Below are 17,293 nucleotides of genomic sequence, written 5' to 3'. Positions count from 1 at the left end.
TGTCTCCGGCTCGATTGGCCAGGCCCCTGCCCCATATGGCAGACTGTCCGAGTTGCTCGGTCGAGTGTTGATGCTGCGCGCCTCCCGCCGGGAGGACCGGAAGCGAGTCCCACAGTACTCGTCGCCCTAACTGCCGTAAGGCAGCGCTGGGGCGGACGTACGGGAATCTTCCGGGAAGTGTCAGTGCGGCACCGGCCAGGCACCCGGTGGACCCTTCGTCCCCGGCCTGCGGTTCCGAAAGGGCCGTGCTCTCGCAGCAGGGATGTTCGAACAAGGGACATCTGTGTCAGTGAGAGCGCGACACGCCCGACCGCGTGGGTCGGAGGCAGAGATTCACGGAACACCGGGTTCCAGAGCGTTACGAGAGACAGGACTACTGAGTAGCCATGGCGGGACAGAAGATCCGCATCCGGCTCAAGGCCTACGACCACGAGGTCATCGACTCCTCGGCGAAGAAGATCGTCGAGACGGTGACGCGTACTGGTGCGTCGGTCGCGGGCCCGGTGCCGCTGCCCACTGAGAAGAACGTGTACTGCGTCATCAAGTCGCCGCACAAGTACAAGGACTCGCGCGAGCACTTCGAGATGCGCACGCACAAGCGCCTGATCGACATCCTCGACCCGACCCCGAAGACCGTTGACTCTCTGATGCGACTCGACCTCCCGGCCGGTGTCGACATCGAGATCAAGCTCTGAAGGCCGGTGAGCTGAGAATGGCTAAGCAGATCAAGGGCATCCTGGGCGAGAAGCTCGGCATGACGCAGGTGTGGGACGAGAACAACCGTGTTGTTCCGGTCACCGTCGTCAAGGCCGGCCCCAACGTCGTCACCCAGGTGCGTACGAACGACGTCGACGGCTACGAGTCGGTCCAGATCGCCTTCGGCGAGATCGACCCGCGCAAGGTGAACAAGCCCCTCAAGGGCCACTTCGCGAAGGCCGACGTCACCCCCCGTCGCCACCTCGTCGAGATCCGTACGGCTGACGCCTCCGAGTACACCCTCGGTCAGGAAGTCACCGCCGAGGTCTTCGAGGCGGGCGTCAAGGTCGACGTCACCGGCAAGAGCAAGGGCAAGGGCTTCGCCGGTGTCATGAAGCGTCACAACTTCAAGGGCCTCGGCGCCGGTCACGGCACCCAGCGCAAGCACCGCTCTCCCGGTTCCATCGGTGGCTGCGCCACCCCGGGCCGCGTGTTCAAGGGCCTCCGCATGGCGGGTCGCATGGGCAACGAGCGGGTCACCACCCAGAACCTGACCGTCCACGCCGTTGACGCGGAGAAGGGTCTGCTGCTCATCAAGGGCGCGGTTCCCGGTCCGAACGGCGGCCTCGTCCTGGTCCGCACCGCGGCCAAGGGGGCCTGAGGTACCGATGAGCACTGTTGACATCCTTTCGCCCGCTGGCGAGAAGGCCGGTTCCGTCGAGCTCCCCGCGGAGATCTTCGACGTCGAGAAGGTCAGCATCCCGCTGATCCACCAGGTCGTCGTCGCGCAGCTGGCCGCCGCCCGTCAGGGCACGCACAAGACCAAGACCCGCGGTGAAGTCCGTGGTGGCGGCAAGAAGCCGTACCGCCAGAAGGGCACCGGCCGCGCCCGTCAGGGTTCGACCCGTGCGCCGCAGTTCGCCGGCGGTGGCGTCGTCCACGGCCCGCAGCCGCGTGACTACTCGCAGCGGACCCCGAAGAAGATGAAGGCTGCCGCTCTGCGTCACGCCCTCACCGACCGGGCCCGCCACAACCGCATCCACGTCGTCTCCGGCGTCGTCGAGGGTGAGAGCCCGTCGACGAAGGCCGCCCGGACGCTGTTCGGCAAGATCTCGGAGCGCAAGAACCTGCTCCTGGTCGTCGACCGCGCCGACGAGGCCGCGTGGCTGTCCGCCCGCAACCTGCCCCAGGTCCACATCCTGGAACCGGGCCAGCTGAACACGTACGACGTTCTCGTCTCGGACGACGTGGTCTTCACCCAGGCCGCTTTCGAGTCCTTCGTGTCTGGCCCCAAGGCCGCTGACACCGAAGGGAGCGAAGCCTGATGGCTACGCGTCACCCGAGCATTGCCTCCAAGGCCGCGAAGGCCGCCAAGGCCGCGCGCGTCGCCAAGGCGCGTCGCCACGAGGCCGAGGGCAAGGCCACTGTCGAGACGCCGCTGAGCAAGTCCTTCACGGACCCCCGTGACGTGCTGCTCAAGCCGGTCGTCTCCGAGAAGAGCTACGCGCTCCTCGACGAGAACAAGTACACGTTCATCGTCGCCCCGAGTGCCAACAAGACCCAGATCAAGCAGGCCGTCCAGGCGGTCTTCTCGGTCAAGGTCACCGGGGTCAACACGATCAACCGCATCGGCAAGCGCAAGCGGACCCGCACCGGCTTCGGCCAGCGTGCGGCGACCAAGCGCGCGATCGTGACCCTCGCCGAGGGCGACCGTATCGACATCTTCGGCGGTCCGACCGCGTAAGCGGGTCGGATCGTCCGATATCGGACGAGGACTGAGAAATGGGAATCCGCAAGTACAAGCCGACTACGCCGGGCCGCCGTGGCTCCAGCGTCGCCGACTTCGTCGAGGTCACGCGGTCCACGCCGGAGAAGTCGCTGGTCCGTCCCCTGCACAGCAAGGGCGGCCGTAACAATTCCGGTCGTGTGACCGTCCGCCACCAGGGTGGTGGCCACAAGCGCGCCTACCGCGTGATCGACTTCCGTCGTCACGACAAGGACGGCGTGCCGGCGAAGGTCGCGCACATCGAGTACGACCCCAACCGCACCGCGCGCATCGCGCTGCTCCACTACGCGGACGGCGAGAAGCGCTACATCCTGGCGCCGCGCGGCCTGAACCAGGGCGACCGGATCGAGAACGGCCCCGGCGCCGACATCAAGCCCGGCAACAACCTGGCGCTGCGCAACATCCCGGTCGGTACGACGATCCACTCCGTGGAGCTTCGTCCGGGCGGCGGCGCCAAGTTCGCCCGCTCCGCCGGTGCCTCCGTGCAGCTGCTCGCGAAGGAGGGCTCGATGGCCCACCTCCGCATGCCGTCCGGTGAGATCCGCCTGGTCGACCAGCGCTGCCGCGCCACGGTCGGCGAGGTCGGCAACGCCGAGCAGAGCAACATCAACTGGGGCAAGGCCGGCCGCAAGCGCTGGCTGGGCGTCCGCCCGACCGTTCGCGGTGTGGCGATGAACCCGGTTGACCACCCCCACGGTGGTGGTGAGGGCAAGACCTCCGGTGGTCGCCACCCGGTCAGCCCCTGGGGCCAGAAGGAAGGTCGTACTCGTTCGCCCAAGAAGGCGTCGAACAAGTACATCGTCCGCCGCCGCAAGACGAACAAGAAGCGCTAGGAGCGGGTTTAGATGCCGCGCAGTCTCAAGAAGGGGCCCTTCGTCGACGACCACCTGATCAAGAAGGTGGAAGTCCAGAACGAAGCCGGCACCAAGAACGTCATCAAGACCTGGTCCCGTCGCTCGATGATCGTCCCGGCCATGCTCGGCCACACGATCGCGGTGCACAACGGCAAGACCCACATCCCGGTGTTCGTCACCGAGTCGATGGTCGGCCACAAGCTCGGCGAGTTCTCGCCGACGCGCACCTTCCGGGGTCACGTCAAGGACGACCGGAAGTCGAAGCGCCGCTAGCAGCGGATCGCATTCAGACACGTAAGTAACTGAGAGGGACAACCATGGAAGCCAGGGCCCAGGCGCGGTACATCCGCGTTACGCCCATGAAGGCCCGCCGCGTGGTGGACCTTATCCGTGGCATGGATGCCACGGAGGCTCAGGCTGTTCTGCGATTCGCCCCGCAGGCAGCCTCCGTGCCCGTCGGCAAGGTGCTCGACAGCGCCATCGCCAACGCCGCGCACAACTACGACCACACCGACGCCGACAGCCTCGTCATCTCCGAGGCGTACGTCGACGAGGGTCCGACCCTGAAGCGGTTCCGGCCGCGCGCCCAGGGTCGTGCCTACCGGATCCGCAAGCGGACCAGCCACATCACCGTGGTCGTCAGCAGCAAGGAAGGAACCCGGTAATGGGCCAGAAGGTAAACCCGCACGGGTTCCGGCTCGGTGTCACGACCGACTTCAAGTCGCGTTGGTACGCCGACAAGCTGTACAAGGACTACGTCAAGGAAGACGTCGCCATCCGTCGGATGATGACGTCCGGCATGGAGCGCGCCGGCATCTCGAAGGTGGAGATCGAGCGCACCCGTGACCGCGTGCGTGTGGACATCCACACCGCTCGTCCGGGCATCGTCATCGGCCGCCGTGGCGCCGAGGCCGACCGCATCCGCGGTGACCTCGAGAAGCTCACCGGCAAGCAGGTCCAGCTGAACATCCTCGAGGTCAAGAGCCCCGAGACCGACGCTCAGCTGGTTGCCCAGGCCGTGGCCGAGCAGCTCTCCTCCCGCGTCTCCTTCCGTCGTGCCATGCGCAAGAGCATGCAGGGCACGATGAAGGCCGGCGCCAAGGGCATCAAGATCCAGTGCGGTGGCCGCCTCGGCGGCGCCGAGATGTCCCGCTCGGAGTTCTACCGCGAGGGCCGCGTGCCCCTGCACACGCTCCGCGCGAACGTGGACTACGGCTTCTTCGAGGCCAAGACGACCTTCGGCCGCATCGGCGTGAAGGTCTGGATCTACAAGGGCGACGTCAAGAACATCGCCGAGGTCCGCGCCGAGAACGCTGCGGCCCGTGCGGGTAACCGCCCGGCCCGTGGCGGTGCCGACCGCCCGGCCCGTGGTGGCCGTGGTGGCGAGCGGCGCGGTCGCAAGCCGCAGCAGGCTGCCGGCGCCGAGGCCCCCAAGGCCGAGGCTCCCGCGTCCGCTCCGGCTGAGAGCACCGGAACGGAGGCCTGACCGAAATGCTGATCCCCCGTAGGGTCAAGCACCGCAAGCAGCACCACCCGGGACGCAGCGGCGCTGCCAAGGGTGGCACGACGGTTGCGTTCGGCGAGTACGGCATCCAGGCGCTCACCCCGGCGTATGTGACGAACCGTCAGATCGAGGCCGCTCGTATCGCCATGACGCGTCACATCAAGCGTGGTGGCAAGGTCTGGATCAACATCTACCCGGACCGTCCCCTCACCAAGAAGCCTGCCGAGACCCGCATGGGTTCCGGTAAGGGTTCTCCGGAGTGGTGGATCGCCAACGTCAAGCCCGGACGCGTGATGTTCGAGCTGTCGTACCCCAACGAGAAGATCGCCCGTGAGGCGCTGACTCGTGCGGCCCACAAGCTGCCGATGAAGTGCCGGATCGTCAAGCGCGAGGCAGGTGAAGCGTGATGTCGGTCGGTACCAAGGCGTCCGAGCTGCGCGAACTGGGTGACGAGGAGCTTCTCGCGAAGCTTCGCGAAGCCAAGGAAGAGCTGTTCAACCTCCGCTTCCAGGCGGCGACGGGTCAGCTCGAGAACCACGGCCGTCTGAAGGCGGTCCGCAAGGACATCGCGCGGATCTACACCCTGATGCGTGAGCGCGAGCTGGGCATCGAGACGGTGGAGAGCGCCTGATGAGCGAGAGCAACGTGACTGAAGAGACGAAGGCCGCGCGCGGCTTCCGCAAGACCCGTGAGGGTCTCGTCGTCAGCGACAAGATGGACAAGACCGTCGTCGTCGCCGTCGAGGACCGCGTCAAGCACGCGCTGTACGGCAAGGTCATCCGCCGTACGAACAAGCTCAAGGCGCACGACGAGCAGAACGCCGCGGGTGTCGGCGACCGTGTCCTCCTCGCGGAGACCCGGCCGCTGTCCGCCACGAAGCGGTGGCGCGTCGTAGAGATCCTCGAGAAGGCCAAGTAGCAATTCCTGCGGGGCAGTTGCTCCGCAGGACAGTTCCGCCAGGCTCGGCAGGGGCGCCACCTCGTGACGAGGAAGCCCCTGCCGGGAACCGGCAGACAAACAGGAGATAGACGTGATCCAGCAGGAGTCGCGACTTCGTGTCGCCGACAACACTGGTGCGAAGGAGATCCTTTGCATCCGTGTGCTCGGTGGCTCCGGTCGCCGCTACGCGGGTATCGGTGACGTCATCGTCGCCACCGTCAAGGACGCGATCCCCGGTGGCAACGTGAAGAAGGGTGACGTCGTCAAGGCGGTCATCGTTCGCACCGTCAAGGAGCGCCGCCGTCCGGACGGCTCGTACATCCGCTTCGACGAGAACGCCGCCGTCATTCTGAAGAACGACGGCGACCCTCGCGGCACCCGCATCTTCGGCCCGGTCGGGCGTGAGCTGCGCGAGAAGAAGTTCATGAAGATCATCTCGCTCGCGCCGGAGGTGCTGTAAGCATGAAGATCAAGAAGGGCGACCTGGTCCAGGTCATCACCGGCAAGGACAAGGGCAAGCAGGGCAAGGTCATCGCGGCCTACCCCCGCGAGGACCGTGTCCTGGTCGAGGGTGTCAACCGGGTCAAGAAGCACACCAAGGCCGGCCCGACCGCCAGCGGTTCGCAGGCCGGCGGCATCGTGACCACCGAGGCCCCTGTCCACGTGTCCAACGTTCAGCTGGTCGTGGAGAAGGACGGCAACAAGGTCGTCACGCGTGTCGGTTACCGCTTCGACGACGAGGGCAACAAGATCCGCGTTGCCAAGCGGACGGGTGAGGACATCTGATGGCTACCACCACCACTCCGCGTCTCAAGACGAAGTACCGCGAGGAGATCGCGGGCAAGCTGCGTGACGAGTTCAAGTACGAGAACGTCATGCAGATCCCCGGCCTCGTCAAGATCGTGGTCAACATGGGTGTCGGCGACGCCGCCCGTGACTCGAAGCTGATCGAGGGCGCGATCCGCGACCTGACCACGATCACCGGTCAGAAGCCGGCCGTCACCAAGGCCCGCAAGTCCATCGCGCAGTTCAAGCTGCGTGAGGGTCAGCCGATCGGTGCCCACGTCACGCTCCGTGGCGACCGCATGTGGGAGTTCCTGGACCGCACCCTGTCGCTCGCGCTCCCGCGCATCCGCGACTTCCGTGGTCTGTCCCCCAAGCAGTTCGACGGCCGTGGCAACTACACCTTCGGTCTCACGGAGCAGGTCATGTTCCACGAGATCGACCAGGACAAGATCGACCGTACCCGGGGCATGGACATCACCGTGGTCACCACGGCGACCAACGACGCTGAGGGCCGCGCGCTCCTTCGTCACCTCGGCTTCCCGTTCAAGGAGGCGTGAGCGAGATGGCGAAGAAGGCTCTGATCGCGAAGGCTGCTCGCAAGCCCAAGTTCGGCGTGCGTGGCTACACGCGCTGCCAGCGCTGCGGCCGTCCCCACTCCGTGTACCGCAAGTTCGGCCTGTGCCGCGTGTGCCTTCGTGAGATGGCTCACCGTGGCGAGCTGCCGGGCGTGACCAAGAGCTCCTGGTAATCCCCCTTTTAGGGATTCCAAGGGCTCTCGGTAAGCAATGGGCGTGTCAGGCGCCCTCCCTTCCATGGCTTAGGCTTGGGGGGTTGGGCGCCTGACGGTCGCCCGTACGACTTACTACGCCGTAGGTCCACCGCGCCGCACCCGTCCCGTCTCGGATCGGGGAGAGGGATGGCGCACCAGGAAACCCCGGCGAGAGAGGCCGAAGGCCAATTCATGACCATGACTGATCCGATCGCAGACATGCTTACGCGTCTGCGAAACGCGAACTCGGCATACCACGACTCCGTGACGATGCCGGCATCGAAGATCAAGTCGCACATCGCGGAGATCCTCCAGCAGGAGGGCTTCATCACGGGCTGGCGCGTCGAGGACGCCGAGGTCGGCAAGAACCTCGTCCTCGAGCTGAAGTTCGGCCCGAACCGTGAGCGCTCCATCGCGGGCATCAAGCGGATCTCCAAGCCCGGTCTCCGGGTGTACGCGAAGTCCACCAACCTGCCGAAGGTGCTCGGCGGCCTGGGCGTGGCGATCATCTCCACGTCGCACGGGCTCCTCACCGACAAGCAGGCCGGCAAGAAGGGCGTGGGTGGGGAAGTCCTCGCCTACGTCTGGTAGCGGAAGGGAACGGAGGAAAAAGCTATGTCGCGTATTGGCAAGCTCCCCATCACGGTTCCCGCCGGCGTGGACGTCACCATCGACGGCCGTACGGTCTCGGTCAAGGGCCCCAAGGGCACGCTGACCCACACCGTCGTGGCGCCGATCGACATCGCCAAGGGTGAGGACGGCGTTCTCAACGTCACCCGCCCCAACGACGAGCGTCAGAACAAGGCCCTGCACGGCCTGTCCCGCACGCTGGTGGCGAACATGATCACCGGCGTGACCCAGGGTTACGTGAAGAAGCTCGAGATCAGCGGTGTCGGTTACCGCGTGCAGGCCAAGGGTTCGAACCTCGAGTTCGCTCTCGGCTACAGCCACCCGATCACCGTCGAGGCCCCCGAGGGCATCACCTTCAAGGTGGAGGCCCCCACCCGGTTCTCGGTCGAGGGCATCGACAAGCAGAAGGTCGGCGAGGTTGCGGCCAACATCCGCAAGCTGCGCAAGCCCGACCCGTACAAGGCCAAGGGCGTCAAGTACGAGGGCGAAGTCATCCGCCGCAAGGTCGGAAAGGCGGGTAAGTAAGCCATGGCATACGGACAGAAGATCCTCAAGGGCGACGCCTACAAGCGCGCCGCGATCAAGCGCCGCCACATCCGGATCCGTAAGCACATCAACGGAACGGCGGAGCGTCCTCGTCTGGTCGTGACCCGCTCGAACCGCCACATCGTGGCCCAGGTGATCGACGACATCAAGGGTCACACCCTTGCGTCGGCGTCCACCCTGGACACCTCGATCCGCGGTGCCGAGGGCGACAAGTCCGCGCAGGCCAAGCAGGTCGGCGCCCTGGTCGCCGAGCGCGCCAAGGCCGCGGGCGTCGAGGCTGTCGTATTCGACCGTGGTGGCAACCAGTACGCCGGGCGCATCGCCGCCCTGGCGGACGCCGCCCGCGAAGCCGGACTCAAGTTCTGAGTCGGTTCCGTAGCTAGCGGAAACAGAGAGAGGTAATTCCAATGGCTGGACCCCAGCGCCGCGGTGGCGGTGCCGGTGGCGGCGAGCGGCGGGACCGGAAGGGTCGCGACGGTGGCAACGCCGCCGCCGAGAAGACCGCGTACGTTGAGCGCGTCGTCGCGATCAACCGCGTCGCCAAGGTTGTGAAGGGTGGTCGTCGCTTCAGCTTCACCGCGCTGGTCGTGGTGGGCGACGGTGACGGCACCGTGGGTGTCGGTTACGGCAAGGCCAAGGAGGTGCCGGCCGCCATCGCCAAGGGTGTTGAGGAGGCCAAGAAGCACTTCTTCAAGGTCCCCCGTATCCAGGGCACCATCCCGCACCCGATCCAGGGTGAGAAGGCTGCCGGCGTCGTGCTGCTCAAGCCCGCGTCCCCCGGTACCGGCGTTATCGCCGGTGGTCCGGTGCGCGCCGTGCTCGAGTGCGCCGGCATCCACGACATCCTGTCGAAGTCGCTCGGCTCCGACAACGCGATCAACATCGTGCACGCGACCGTGGCGGCCCTGAAGGGCCTGCAGCGTCCCGAGGAGGTCGCGGCGCGCCGTGGCCTGCCGCTCGAGGACGTCGCTCCCGCGGCTCTTCTCCGTGCACGCGCCGGGGCGGGTGCGTAATCATGGCGCAGCTCAAGATTACGCAGGTCAAGTCCTACATCGGCAGCAAGCAGAACCACCGTGACACCCTGCGTTCCCTGGGCCTCAAGCGCCTGGGTGACGTGGTCGTCAAGGAGGACCGCCCCGAGTTCCGCGGAATGGTGCACACCGTCCGCCACCTCGTGTCGGTCGAGGAGGTCGACTGATCATGGCGGAGAACAACCCGCTCAAGATCCACAACCTCCGTCCCGCCCCGGGCGCCAAGACCGCCAAGACCCGTGTGGGTCGTGGTGAGGCGTCGAAGGGTAAGACGGCCGGTCGTGGTACCAAGGGCACGAAGGCCCGCTACCAGGTTCCGGAGCGCTTCGAGGGTGGGCAGATGCCCCTCCACATGCGTCTTCCGAAGCTGAAGGGCTTCAAGAACCCGTTCAAGACCGAGTTCCAGGTCGTGAACCTCGACAAGCTGGCCGCGCTGTACCCGGAGGGTGGCGAGGTCACCGTCGAGGGTCTCGTCGCCAAGGGTGCCGTTCGCAAGAACAGCCTCGTCAAGGTCCTCGGCCAGGGCGAGATCTCCGTGGCGCTGCAGGTGACGGTCGACGCCGTCTCCGGCTCCGCCAAGGAGAAGATCACCGCCGCCGGCGGCACCGTCACCGAGCTCGTCTGAGTCCAGGTGGCCCGTCGCTGACGTCAGCGACACGGCCGGGGACGTCCCTCTCTCGAGGGGCGTCCCCGGCCTTTTTCAATCGACCACGCGTTGAGCGTTCCGCTGCCACTTGCCGCGGAGCTCCAGCAACTTCTTCATCCGCTTCGGATGCTGGTCGATGTAGCGCTTCTCGTAAGCAGATTCGACGGCAATGACCTTGTCCAGGTAACGGACGTGCTTCTTGCATGCCATGTCTGCCGTCGCCGTGGCGATCTCGGCCCTGCTTGCTGCCTTGCCCTTGTTCTGCTGCCACTGCTTGTCGGTCGCGGCCTGGGTCGGCGACGAGTAGCGGTAACCCTTGGAGTCCATGCAGGCAGCCCACTGCGATACGGCTTGCTTGATCCGGCTGTCCTTTTCGATCTGGAAGGACAGGGCCTGTCGGATCAGGCTCACGTACGACTCGATGAGCCCGCGCGGGCTCGTGTCGGCCACGCGAGTGATGGTCATGCCTTGCTCGTCGAATACGTGGGGTGGCTGGGCACCGGCCGTCAGCCCGCGCCCGGCTTCCCCGTAACAACCGTCCTTCGGAACCTGGCGTCCCTTGTAGGCCGTGAGCTTCCCGGAGAGCAGTTCCTTCTCGACACCGGGTGCCGTGTCGTCCCAGGCAGTTCCGGCTGTGGCATCGGCGGGAGTCGCATAGCCGCTGGCGTCGGCCTTGGGGAACCAGTAGAACTCGTAGATGTTTGGCTCCGGCGCGGCCTTCGCCGCCTCGTCGAGCGGATGCCGACGGTAGCCGAGCCGGCTGAGGCAGCGGTTCGCCACCACGGCTTCAGCACGCTTCAGCAGCGTGTTCTCATCGAGGCTGGGAGCGTATCTGTCCAAGGGCCTCGCTATCTGCAGCCCATCCACGTGCACTTTCGAGACGTTCCGAACGGGTGGTTGCGCCTGAGGGTGCCTCGTGTCGGCGGGTCTCGCCTGGGAGTGAGCTCCCGAACAGCCGGTCACGAGCGCCGCGCAGGTTGCAAGGAATAGAACGGATCTCCTGAGAGTCACATGTCCTCCGTGGGGCAACAGGAAAAACCGCGTGGCCCCCTGCTTCACGGCAGGAGGCCACGCAGTGGGAAGTGGACGTCAGTCGGCCGTCCGTGGAGGACTTAGCAGCCGAACTTGGAGTACGAGGAAATGACGTCGCTGTAAGGGCTGGTGAAGGGGCTGTCCAAGTCACCCTTCGTGCCCCTGTCGAGCTTGAGGCTCGCGCCCTTGAAGTCGACGTCCACGAAAACCTTGTACCCCGCGCAGGAGGTGCCCGAGCCGGCGATGAAGCTGGAGATGGAGTCTCCGATGTACGCGCCGTCGTTGAAGTAGTGCCTGCCGTGGAAGTTCTTGAGGGCAGGCGAGTCCAGGTCGTAGTAGCCCTTGGACTTGTTGTGTCCGTAGTCGTTGAACACGCAGAGCTCGGTGCTGGTGCACTTGCCGTCACCAGTGGTTGCCCCGGCGGTCGGAGCCAGCAGTACGCCGACGGCCACGCCGGCCGCGGCGAGAGAGGCGACGGTCAGTACGGAGCGCTTTGTGCGCATGATTGTGAAACCCCCAGTTTGTGGTTCGTCAAGGGCCTGCAGAGTGCGGTGGTCAGCCGCGTCCTTGACGCTGCACGGCCACATGATCGGCCGTTCGATCATGGGACCTTATGGCATGCACATGGGAGGGTCAAGGAGTTAATGGCACCTGCGTTCGATTTTGGCCGTGGTGTGCGGGTGCAGTGTGGCGGGATTGAACTGCCCGGCGTGACCTGGAAGACGATGGATCGGTATCCCGGTAGGCCCGCGATGTAGGTAGGCTGCAGGTTGGTGCCCAGCGCCGACTTCGCATGCCGTAATCTCGTTCCACAGGCCATCCCTATTCAGTCGTCACCTCACGCGCGCACACGCGGGGGTCGCAGGAGGCACCGTGCTCACCGCGTTCGCCCGGGCGTTCAGGACGCCCGACCTGCGCAAGAAGCTGCTCTTCACGCTCGGCATCATCGTGGTGTATCGCGTCGGTACCCACATCCCGATCCCGGGCATCGACTACCACAGCGTCCAGACCTGTATCGACGTGTCCAAGGGAAATCAGGGTCTGTTCGGTCTGGTCAACATGTTCAGCGGTGGCGCGCTGCTCCAGATCACGGTCTTCGCGCTCGGCATCATGCCGTACATCACGGCCAGCATCATTCTGCAGCTGCTGACCGTGGTGATCCCGCGCCTGGAAGCCCTCAAGAAGGAGGGTCAGGCCGGTACGGCGAAGATCACTCAGTACACCCGTTACCTCACGGTGGCGCTCGCCATCCTGCAGGGCACCGGCCTGGTGGCCACCGCCCGCAGCGGCGCCCTGTTCTCGGGTTGCCCGGTCGCGAGTTCGATCGTCCCGGACCAGTCGATCTTCACCACCATCACCATGGTCATCTGCATGACCGCCGGTACGGCCGTCGTGATGTGGCTCGGTGAGCTGATCACCGACCGCGGCATCGGCAACGGCATGTCGATCCTGATGTTCATCTCGATCGCCGCCACCTTCCCGTCCGCGCTCTGGGCCATCAAGAAGCAGGGCACCCTGGCCGGCGGCTGGATCGAGTTCGGCACCGTCATCGTCGTCGGCCTGGTCATGGTCGGTCTGGTCGTCTTCGTCGAGCAGGCGCAGCGGCGCATCCCGGTGCAGTACGCGAAGCGCATGATCGGCCGCCGTTCCTACGGCGGCACATCGACCTACATTCCGCTGAAGGTCAACCAGGCGGGTGTGATCCCCGTCATCTTCGCGTCGTCGCTGCTCTACATCCCGGCGCTGATCGCTCAGTTCTCCGGAAGCAAGGCCGGTTGGAAGACCTGGGTCGAGCAGAACCTGACCAAGGGCGACCACCCGATCTACCTGGTCAGCTACTTCTTGCTGATCGTTTTCTTCGCGTTCTTCTATGTGGCGATCTCCTTCAACCCCGAAGAAGTCGCTGACAACATGAAGAAGTATGGTGGCTTCATCCCGGGCATCCGGGCTGGCCGACCGACCGCTGAGTACCTCAGCTACGTACTCAACCGGATCACCTGGCCGGGTTCGCTGTATCTGGGGCTGATCGCTCTCGTACCAACGATGGCGTTGGTCGGGTTCGGGGCAACCGGTAACTTCCCCTTCGGCGGGACGAGCATCCTGATCATCGTGGGTGTGGGTCTTGAGACGGTGAAGCAGATCGAGAGCCAGCTCCAGCAGCGCAATTACGAAGGGTTCCTCCGCTGATGCGAATCGTCCTCGTCGGGCCACCCGGTGCTGGGAAGGGCACCCAGGCCACGCGCCTCGCCGGGAAGCTGTCGATCCCGCACATCTCCACGGGCGATCTGTTCCGAGCGAACATCAGCCGGCAGACGGAGCTCGGGAAGCTCGCGAAGTCCTATATGGACGCCGGAAACCTCGTCCCCGACGAGGTGACCATCGCGATGGCCAAGGACCGCATGGAGCAGCCGGACGCGGAGAACGGCTTCCTGCTCGACGGTTTCCCGCGCAACGTCTCGCAGGCCGAGGCGCTCGACGAGCTGCTCAAGACCGAGAACATCAAGCTGGACGCGGTGCTCGACCTCGAGGTCCCCGAGGAAGAGGTCGTCAAGCGGATCGCCGGCCGGCGCATCTGCCGCAACGACTCCGCGCACGTGTTCCACGTGACGTACAGCCCCCCGAAGAAGGACGGCGTCTGCGACGTCTGCGGCGGGGAGCTCTACCAGCGCGACGACGACTCCGAGGAGACCGTCCGCAAGCGGCTCGAGGTCTACCACACGCAGACCGAGCCGATCATCGACTACTACAAGGCGCAGGGCCTGGTCGTCACGATCTCGTCCCTGGGCCCGGTGGACGAGGTCACTCAGCGGGCGCTGGAGGCACTCAAGCGCAAGGACGACGGCGCGTAGTCGTCCGCCTGTTACGGCCGTGGCACCCGAAGGGGCGTCACGGCCGTAGTGTTGTGTTGGTAACCGGTAGCCGAAGTGACGGAGAGCGCAGGACCCCATGGTGCAGATCAAGAGCCCCGAGCAGATCGCCAAGATGCGCGAGGCGGGGCTGGTCGTCGCCGCCATCCACGCGGCGACGCGTGAGGCGGCCGTGCCCGGCGCCTCCACCAAGGACCTGGACCAGGTGGCGCGCAAGGTCCTGGCCGAGCACGACGCCAAGCCCAACTTCCTCGGCTACGGCGGCTTCCCCGCGACGATCTGCACCTCCGTCAACGAGGTCGTCGTCCACGGCATCCCGTCCGACGACGTCGTCCTGAAGGACGGCGACGTCATCTCCATCGACTGCGGCGCGATCATCGACGGCTGGCACGGGGACGCGGCGTACACCGCCTTCGTGGGCTCGGGTCACGCGCCGGAGCTGATCGAGCTCTCGCGGGTCACCGAGGAGTCCATGTGGGCCGGCATCGCGGCGATGAAGCAGGGCAACCGGCTCGTCGACGTCTCCCGGGCCATCGAGACCTACATCCGCCGCCAGCCGAAGCCGGGCGGCGGCAAGTACGGGATCATCGAGGACTACGGCGGCCACGGCATCGGCACCGAGATGCACATGGACCCGCACCTGCTGAACTACGTCGACCGCCGCCGCGGCAAGGGCCCCAAGCTGGTGCCCGGCTTCTGCCTGGCGATCGAGCCGATGGTCTCCCTCGGCACCCCGAAGACCGAGGTCCTCTCCGACGACTGGACGGTCATCACCACGGACGGCACCTGGTCATCCCACTGGGAGCACTCGGTCGCCCTGACCGAGGAGGGCCCGTTGGTCCTCACGTCCCCGGACGGCGGCCGGGCGAAGCTGGCGGAGCACGGAATCACTGCCGCTCCGGACCCGCTGGCCTGATGCCCGAGCCGCGACCGGCGGCCGGAGGCCGGCGCAGCCGCTCGAAGCTTGTGAGGCGCCCTGGGCGCCGAGCCCGCGAGGGCGGCATCCAGATATGGGGCCCGAGGTCCTCTCCGACGACTGGACGGTCATCACCACGGACGGCACCTGGTCATCCCACTGGGAGCACTCGGTCGCCCTGACCGAGGAGGGCCCGTTGGTCCTCACGTCCCCGGACGGCGGCAGGGCGAAGCTGGCGGAGCACGGAATCACTGCCGCTCCGGACCCGCTGGCCTGATGTCTGACCGGGCGCTCCTGTGCTGTGGGCTTAACGATCTCCGTGCTGGGGCAGGCTTTCCCGATTCGTCTTTCCGAGTGCGCTGACGTAGACTGACTCGTCGGCTCTCGTGCACCCGCATGTCCGCATGCGCCCGTAAGGGAAAGCAACGAGAGTCGATCAAGGTAGTCGATTCGAAGGGCGAAGCGTGGCCAAGAAGCAAGGTGCCATCGAGATCGAGGGCACTGTCGTCGAGTCTCTTCCGAACGCCATGTTCAAGGTCGAGCTCCAGAACGGCCACCAGGTCCTGGCACACATCAGCGGCAAGATGCGTATGCACTACATCCGCATCCTCCCTGACGACCGGGTCGTGGTGGAGCTGTCTCCGTACGACCTGACGCGTGGCCGGATCGTCTACCGATACAAGTAGATCTTGCCCACGTCCCGCGTGAGCGGGGCCGCCGGCAACTGACCCGGAGAACCTCAATCCCATGAAGGTCAAGCCGAGCGTCAAGAAGATCTGCGACAAGTGCAGGGTGATCCGCCGTCACGGTCGGGTCATGGTCATCTGCGACAACCCGCGCCACAAGCAGCGCCAGGGCTGACGCACGACCTATCCCTCTGCATCGACATCGCAGAGATTCGCGCGACGCGAGCTGAATATGTTCATACGCAGAACCCAGGTGCCGAAGGCGCCTGACACCCCCGGCTCGGAGGCCGGGGACCCAGTTCGTACCTGGTACGGCGGCTGGGAATCGGTTCTGCGGAAGACCTCCGAAGATCACCAGGAGCCATTGAAGTGGCACGCGTTTCCGGTGTTGACATCCCGCGCGAAAAGCGCGTGGAGGTCGCCCTCACCTACGTGTTCGGTATTGGCCGGACCCTTTCGCAGCAGACGCTGGCGGAGACGGGCATCGACCCGAACACCCGAGTTCGTGACCTGAGCGAAGAGCAGCTCGTCGCGATCCGCGAGTACGTGGACAACAACATCAAGACCGAGGGTGACCTCCGTCGCGAGGTCCAGGCCGACATCCGCCGCAAGGTCGAGATCGGCTGCTACCAGGGTCTCCGTCACCGTCGCGGTCTGCCCGTCCGCGGTCAGCGCACCAGCACGAACGCCCGCACCCGCAAGGGCCCGCGTCGCGCCATCGCCGGCAAGAAGAAGCCGGGCAAGAAGTAGTCCTCGGCGGACAACGCTTCATCAGCGGTCTTCGCTGTAGGACCGACCACCTCCCCGTAGGAGTTTGTAGATGCCCCCCAAGGGTCGTCAGGGCGCTGCCAAGAAGGTGCGCCGCAAGGAAAAGAAGAACGTCGCTCACGGCCACGCGCACATCAAGAGCACGTTCAACAACACGATCGTCTCCATCACGGACCCGTCCGGCAACGTGATCTCCTGGGCCTCCGCCGGCCACGTCGGCTTCAAGGGCTCCCGGAAGTCCACGCCGTTCGCCGCGCAGATGGCTGCCGAGTCGGCCGCCCGCCGCGCCCAGGAGCACGGCATGCGCAAGGTCGACGTGTTCGTCAAGGGCCCGGGTTCCGGTCGTGAGACCGCCATCCGCTCCCTGCAGGCCACGGGCCTCGAGGTCGGCTCCATCCAGGACGTCACCCCGACCCCGCACAACGGCTGCCGCCCGCCGAAGCGCCGCCGCGTCTGACGCGCAGCGCTCCGCCGGTTTCGGCGCTTTCGGGCGGTACGGCTCTGTGCAGAGCGGTACCGCCCGTACCCTTGAAGTACCTCAGGGCATCAAATAGCGGGTGCCCCTGAACTGAAGGATTCACTTCATGCTGATCGCTCAGCGTCCCTCGCTGGCCGAAGAGGTCGTCGACGAATTCCGTTCCCGGTTCGTGATCGAGCCGCTGGAGCCGGGCTTCGGCTACACCCTCGGCAACTCCCTGCGTCGCACCCTCCTGTCGTCGATCCCCGGTGCTGCTGTCACCAGCATCCGTATCGACGGTGTCCTGCACGAGTTCACCACCGTGCCGGGCGTCAAGGAGGACGTCACCGACCTGATCCTCAACATCAAGCAGCTGGTCG

General features: G+C 65.8%; 30 protein-coding genes and 2 pseudogenes. 30 read left to right on the top strand and 2 right to left on the bottom strand.

Annotated features, from left to right (window positions below):
- Positions 1 to 386 precede the first annotated feature (386 nt).
- From rpsJ to rplO, 21 genes are all read left to right on the top strand, one after another.
- On the top strand, positions 387 to 695 hold the full coding sequence (gene rpsJ / locus ACIBN2_RS34090; protein ID WP_003948644.1) for a 30S ribosomal protein S10: 309 nt from the start codon (positions 387 to 389) through the stop codon (positions 693 to 695).
- A gap of 17 nt (positions 696 to 712) precedes the next feature.
- Positions 713 to 1,357: a 50S ribosomal protein L3 gene (gene rplC, locus ACIBN2_RS34085; RefSeq protein WP_062706771.1), complete on the top strand. Its 645-nt coding sequence runs from the start codon at positions 713 to 715 to the stop codon at positions 1,355 to 1,357.
- 7 nt (positions 1,358 to 1,364) lie between these two features.
- Positions 1,365 to 2,021 carry a 50S ribosomal protein L4 gene (gene rplD / locus ACIBN2_RS34080; protein WP_399140275.1) on the top strand — a complete coding sequence of 219 codons (657 nt, stop codon included), beginning with the start codon at positions 1,365 to 1,367 and terminating at the stop codon, positions 2,019 to 2,021.
- Entirely contained in the window at positions 2,021 to 2,440 is a 420-nt protein-coding gene (gene rplW, locus ACIBN2_RS34075) for a 50S ribosomal protein L23 (RefSeq protein WP_399140274.1), read from the top strand. The genes rplD and rplW overlap by 1 nt, the downstream gene beginning before the upstream one ends.
- 38 nt (positions 2,441 to 2,478) lie before the next feature.
- Positions 2,479 to 3,315, top strand: a complete 837-nt coding sequence (rplB, locus tag ACIBN2_RS34070; protein WP_016434624.1) for a 50S ribosomal protein L2 — start codon at positions 2,479 to 2,481, stop codon at positions 3,313 to 3,315.
- 12 nt (positions 3,316 to 3,327) lie between these two features.
- Positions 3,328 to 3,609: a 30S ribosomal protein S19 gene (gene rpsS, locus ACIBN2_RS34065; RefSeq protein WP_016434625.1), complete on the top strand. Its 282-nt coding sequence runs from the start codon at positions 3,328 to 3,330 to the stop codon at positions 3,607 to 3,609.
- Between the two features lie 44 nt (positions 3,610 to 3,653).
- A complete protein-coding gene (gene rplV, locus ACIBN2_RS34060; RefSeq protein WP_030619142.1) occupies positions 3,654 to 4,001 on the top strand; it encodes a 50S ribosomal protein L22 in 348 nt (115 codons plus the stop codon).
- A complete protein-coding gene (rpsC, locus tag ACIBN2_RS34055; RefSeq protein WP_370263032.1) occupies positions 4,001 to 4,822 on the top strand; it encodes a 30S ribosomal protein S3 in 822 nt (273 codons plus the stop codon). Before rplV ends, rpsC begins: the two co-directional genes overlap by 1 nt.
- A 5-nt stretch (positions 4,823 to 4,827) precedes the next feature.
- The gene (rplP, locus tag ACIBN2_RS34050) at positions 4,828 to 5,247 is read left to right on the top strand and encodes a 50S ribosomal protein L16 (protein ID WP_007494765.1); all 420 of its coding nucleotides are present in this window, start codon (positions 4,828 to 4,830) and stop codon (positions 5,245 to 5,247) included.
- Positions 5,247 to 5,471 (top strand): 50S ribosomal protein L29, encoded by a 225-nt coding sequence (rpmC, locus tag ACIBN2_RS34045; protein ID WP_352347372.1) that lies wholly within the window; start codon positions 5,247 to 5,249, stop codon positions 5,469 to 5,471. The genes rplP and rpmC overlap by 1 nt, the downstream gene beginning before the upstream one ends.
- A complete protein-coding gene (rpsQ, locus tag ACIBN2_RS34040) occupies positions 5,471 to 5,758 on the top strand; it encodes a 30S ribosomal protein S17 (RefSeq protein WP_016434628.1) in 288 nt (95 codons plus the stop codon). The genes rpmC and rpsQ overlap by 1 nt, the downstream gene beginning before the upstream one ends.
- A 112-nt stretch (positions 5,759 to 5,870) precedes the next feature.
- Positions 5,871 to 6,239, top strand: coding sequence for a 50S ribosomal protein L14 (gene rplN, locus ACIBN2_RS34035; protein ID WP_003998823.1), 369 nt, complete (start codon positions 5,871 to 5,873; stop codon positions 6,237 to 6,239).
- A 2-nt stretch (positions 6,240 to 6,241) separates the two neighbouring features.
- On the top strand, positions 6,242 to 6,565 hold the full coding sequence (gene rplX / locus ACIBN2_RS34030) for a 50S ribosomal protein L24 (protein ID WP_129307392.1): 324 nt from the start codon (positions 6,242 to 6,244) through the stop codon (positions 6,563 to 6,565).
- Complete coding sequence (gene rplE / locus ACIBN2_RS34025; RefSeq protein WP_020135807.1) at positions 6,565 to 7,122, top strand: 50S ribosomal protein L5; 558 nt, start codon at positions 6,565 to 6,567, stop codon at positions 7,120 to 7,122. The genes rplX and rplE overlap by 1 nt, the downstream gene beginning before the upstream one ends.
- A gap of 5 nt (positions 7,123 to 7,127) precedes the next feature.
- Complete coding sequence (locus ACIBN2_RS34020; RefSeq protein ID WP_003948630.1) at positions 7,128 to 7,313, top strand: type Z 30S ribosomal protein S14; 186 nt, start codon at positions 7,128 to 7,130, stop codon at positions 7,311 to 7,313.
- Positions 7,314 to 7,526: 213 nt separating this feature from the next.
- Positions 7,527 to 7,925, top strand: coding sequence for a 30S ribosomal protein S8 (gene rpsH / locus ACIBN2_RS34015; protein WP_030046382.1), 399 nt, complete (start codon positions 7,527 to 7,529; stop codon positions 7,923 to 7,925).
- Positions 7,926 to 7,949: 24 nt separating this feature from the next.
- The gene (rplF, locus tag ACIBN2_RS34010; protein WP_399140270.1) at positions 7,950 to 8,489 is read left to right on the top strand and encodes a 50S ribosomal protein L6; all 540 of its coding nucleotides are present in this window, start codon (positions 7,950 to 7,952) and stop codon (positions 8,487 to 8,489) included.
- Between the two features lie 3 nt (positions 8,490 to 8,492).
- Positions 8,493 to 8,876, top strand: coding sequence for a 50S ribosomal protein L18 (rplR, locus tag ACIBN2_RS34005; RefSeq protein ID WP_190073610.1), 384 nt, complete (start codon positions 8,493 to 8,495; stop codon positions 8,874 to 8,876).
- Between the two features lie 41 nt (positions 8,877 to 8,917).
- Complete coding sequence (gene rpsE / locus ACIBN2_RS34000) at positions 8,918 to 9,523, top strand: 30S ribosomal protein S5 (protein ID WP_175434226.1); 606 nt, start codon at positions 8,918 to 8,920, stop codon at positions 9,521 to 9,523.
- Positions 9,524 to 9,525: 2 nt separating this feature from the next.
- Positions 9,526 to 9,708 (top strand): 50S ribosomal protein L30, encoded by a 183-nt coding sequence (rpmD, locus tag ACIBN2_RS33995; protein WP_059127183.1) that lies wholly within the window; start codon positions 9,526 to 9,528, stop codon positions 9,706 to 9,708.
- A gap of 2 nt (positions 9,709 to 9,710) precedes the next feature.
- Entirely contained in the window at positions 9,711 to 10,166 is a 456-nt protein-coding gene (gene rplO / locus ACIBN2_RS33990; protein ID WP_003974249.1) for a 50S ribosomal protein L15, read from the top strand.
- Between the two features lie 75 nt (positions 10,167 to 10,241).
- On the opposite strand, the gene ACIBN2_RS33985 is transcribed toward rplO, so the two are convergent.
- The gene (locus ACIBN2_RS33985; RefSeq protein ID WP_399140268.1) at positions 10,242 to 11,027 is read right to left on the bottom strand and encodes a hypothetical protein; all 786 of its coding nucleotides are present in this window, start codon (positions 11,025 to 11,027) and stop codon (positions 10,242 to 10,244) included.
- 272 nt (positions 11,028 to 11,299) lie between these two features.
- On the bottom strand, positions 11,300 to 11,722 hold the full coding sequence (locus ACIBN2_RS33980; RefSeq protein ID WP_399140267.1) for a hypothetical protein: 423 nt from the start codon (positions 11,720 to 11,722) through the stop codon (positions 11,300 to 11,302).
- A gap of 370 nt (positions 11,723 to 12,092) precedes the next feature.
- On the opposite strand from ACIBN2_RS33980, the gene secY reads away from it, so the two are divergent.
- The 9 genes and pseudogenes from secY to ACIBN2_RS33935 all read left to right on the top strand — a co-directional run.
- Positions 12,093 to 13,406 (top strand): preprotein translocase subunit SecY, encoded by a 1,314-nt coding sequence (gene secY / locus ACIBN2_RS33975; protein ID WP_399140265.1) that lies wholly within the window; start codon positions 12,093 to 12,095, stop codon positions 13,404 to 13,406.
- The gene (locus ACIBN2_RS33970; protein ID WP_399140263.1) at positions 13,406 to 14,068 is read left to right on the top strand and encodes an adenylate kinase; all 663 of its coding nucleotides are present in this window, start codon (positions 13,406 to 13,408) and stop codon (positions 14,066 to 14,068) included. The genes secY and ACIBN2_RS33970 overlap by 1 nt, the downstream gene beginning before the upstream one ends.
- A gap of 97 nt (positions 14,069 to 14,165) precedes the next feature.
- Entirely contained in the window at positions 14,166 to 15,002 is an 837-nt protein-coding gene (gene map, locus ACIBN2_RS33965; protein WP_399140261.1) for a type I methionyl aminopeptidase, read from the top strand.
- A 103-nt stretch (positions 15,003 to 15,105) separates the two neighbouring features.
- Positions 15,106 to 15,279, top strand: a pseudogene (locus tag ACIBN2_RS33960) (type I methionyl aminopeptidase); the annotation flags it as partial.
- Positions 15,280 to 15,466: 187 nt separating this feature from the next.
- Positions 15,467 to 15,688 (top strand): translation initiation factor IF-1, encoded by a 222-nt coding sequence (gene infA / locus ACIBN2_RS33955; RefSeq protein ID WP_003948620.1) that lies wholly within the window; start codon positions 15,467 to 15,469, stop codon positions 15,686 to 15,688.
- A gap of 61 nt (positions 15,689 to 15,749) precedes the next feature.
- Positions 15,750 to 15,863 (top strand): 50S ribosomal protein L36, encoded by a 114-nt coding sequence (rpmJ, locus tag ACIBN2_RS33950; RefSeq protein WP_003974245.1) that lies wholly within the window; start codon positions 15,750 to 15,752, stop codon positions 15,861 to 15,863.
- Between the two features lie 194 nt (positions 15,864 to 16,057).
- On the top strand, positions 16,058 to 16,438 hold the full coding sequence (gene rpsM, locus ACIBN2_RS33945) for a 30S ribosomal protein S13 (protein WP_399140259.1): 381 nt from the start codon (positions 16,058 to 16,060) through the stop codon (positions 16,436 to 16,438).
- Between the two features lie 70 nt (positions 16,439 to 16,508).
- A complete protein-coding gene (gene rpsK, locus ACIBN2_RS33940) occupies positions 16,509 to 16,913 on the top strand; it encodes a 30S ribosomal protein S11 (RefSeq protein WP_003956432.1) in 405 nt (134 codons plus the stop codon).
- Between the two features lie 127 nt (positions 16,914 to 17,040).
- Positions 17,041 to 17,293: pseudogene (locus ACIBN2_RS33935) on the top strand (DNA-directed RNA polymerase subunit alpha); the annotation flags it as partial.

Source organism: Streptomyces sp. NPDC050534, from assembly GCF_044457745.1.
Taxonomy (GTDB): Bacteria; Actinomycetota; Actinomycetes; order Streptomycetales; family Streptomycetaceae; genus Streptomyces.
This window is presented reverse-complemented; position numbering and strand designations above follow the sequence as displayed.

Excerpts from the sequence above, each read along its gene's own strand:
- rpsS (WP_016434625.1), top strand. The coding sequence starts at position 3,328 with ATGCCGCGCAGTCTCAAGAAGGGGCCCTTCGTCGACGACCACCTGATC.
- map (WP_399140261.1), top strand. The coding sequence starts at position 14,166 with ATGGTGCAGATCAAGAGCCCCGAGCAGATCGCCAAGATGCGCGAGGCG.
- ACIBN2_RS33980 (WP_399140267.1), bottom strand. The coding sequence starts at position 11,722 with ATGCGCACAAAGCGCTCCGTACTGACCGTCGCCTCTCTCGCCGCGGCC.
- rplD (WP_399140275.1), top strand. The coding sequence starts at position 1,365 with ATGAGCACTGTTGACATCCTTTCGCCCGCTGGCGAGAAGGCCGGTTCC.
- rpsJ (WP_003948644.1), top strand. The coding sequence starts at position 387 with ATGGCGGGACAGAAGATCCGCATCCGGCTCAAGGCCTACGACCACGAG.
- rplR (WP_190073610.1), top strand. The coding sequence starts at position 8,493 with ATGGCATACGGACAGAAGATCCTCAAGGGCGACGCCTACAAGCGCGCC.
- rplE (WP_020135807.1), top strand. The coding sequence starts at position 6,565 with ATGGCTACCACCACCACTCCGCGTCTCAAGACGAAGTACCGCGAGGAG.
- rplX (WP_129307392.1), top strand. The coding sequence starts at position 6,242 with ATGAAGATCAAGAAGGGCGACCTGGTCCAGGTCATCACCGGCAAGGAC.
- rpmC (WP_352347372.1), top strand. The coding sequence starts at position 5,247 with ATGTCGGTCGGTACCAAGGCGTCCGAGCTGCGCGAACTGGGTGACGAG.
- rplV (WP_030619142.1), top strand. The coding sequence starts at position 3,654 with ATGGAAGCCAGGGCCCAGGCGCGGTACATCCGCGTTACGCCCATGAAG.
- rpsQ (WP_016434628.1), top strand. The coding sequence starts at position 5,471 with ATGAGCGAGAGCAACGTGACTGAAGAGACGAAGGCCGCGCGCGGCTTC.
- ACIBN2_RS34020 (WP_003948630.1), top strand. The coding sequence starts at position 7,128 with ATGGCGAAGAAGGCTCTGATCGCGAAGGCTGCTCGCAAGCCCAAGTTC.
- ACIBN2_RS33970 (WP_399140263.1), top strand. The coding sequence starts at position 13,406 with ATGCGAATCGTCCTCGTCGGGCCACCCGGTGCTGGGAAGGGCACCCAG.
- rpsC (WP_370263032.1), top strand. The coding sequence starts at position 4,001 with ATGGGCCAGAAGGTAAACCCGCACGGGTTCCGGCTCGGTGTCACGACC.
- rpmD (WP_059127183.1), top strand. The coding sequence starts at position 9,526 with ATGGCGCAGCTCAAGATTACGCAGGTCAAGTCCTACATCGGCAGCAAG.
- rplB (WP_016434624.1), top strand. The coding sequence starts at position 2,479 with ATGGGAATCCGCAAGTACAAGCCGACTACGCCGGGCCGCCGTGGCTCC.
- rpsK (WP_003956432.1), top strand. The coding sequence starts at position 16,509 with ATGCCCCCCAAGGGTCGTCAGGGCGCTGCCAAGAAGGTGCGCCGCAAG.
- rpsH (WP_030046382.1), top strand. The coding sequence starts at position 7,527 with ATGACCATGACTGATCCGATCGCAGACATGCTTACGCGTCTGCGAAAC.
- rplO (WP_003974249.1), top strand. The coding sequence starts at position 9,711 with ATGGCGGAGAACAACCCGCTCAAGATCCACAACCTCCGTCCCGCCCCG.
- rpsE (WP_175434226.1), top strand. The coding sequence starts at position 8,918 with ATGGCTGGACCCCAGCGCCGCGGTGGCGGTGCCGGTGGCGGCGAGCGG.
- rplC (WP_062706771.1), top strand. The coding sequence starts at position 713 with ATGGCTAAGCAGATCAAGGGCATCCTGGGCGAGAAGCTCGGCATGACG.
- rplW (WP_399140274.1), top strand. The coding sequence starts at position 2,021 with ATGGCTACGCGTCACCCGAGCATTGCCTCCAAGGCCGCGAAGGCCGCC.
- rplP (WP_007494765.1), top strand. The coding sequence starts at position 4,828 with ATGCTGATCCCCCGTAGGGTCAAGCACCGCAAGCAGCACCACCCGGGA.
- rplF (WP_399140270.1), top strand. The coding sequence starts at position 7,950 with ATGTCGCGTATTGGCAAGCTCCCCATCACGGTTCCCGCCGGCGTGGAC.
- rpmJ (WP_003974245.1), top strand. The coding sequence starts at position 15,750 with ATGAAGGTCAAGCCGAGCGTCAAGAAGATCTGCGACAAGTGCAGGGTG.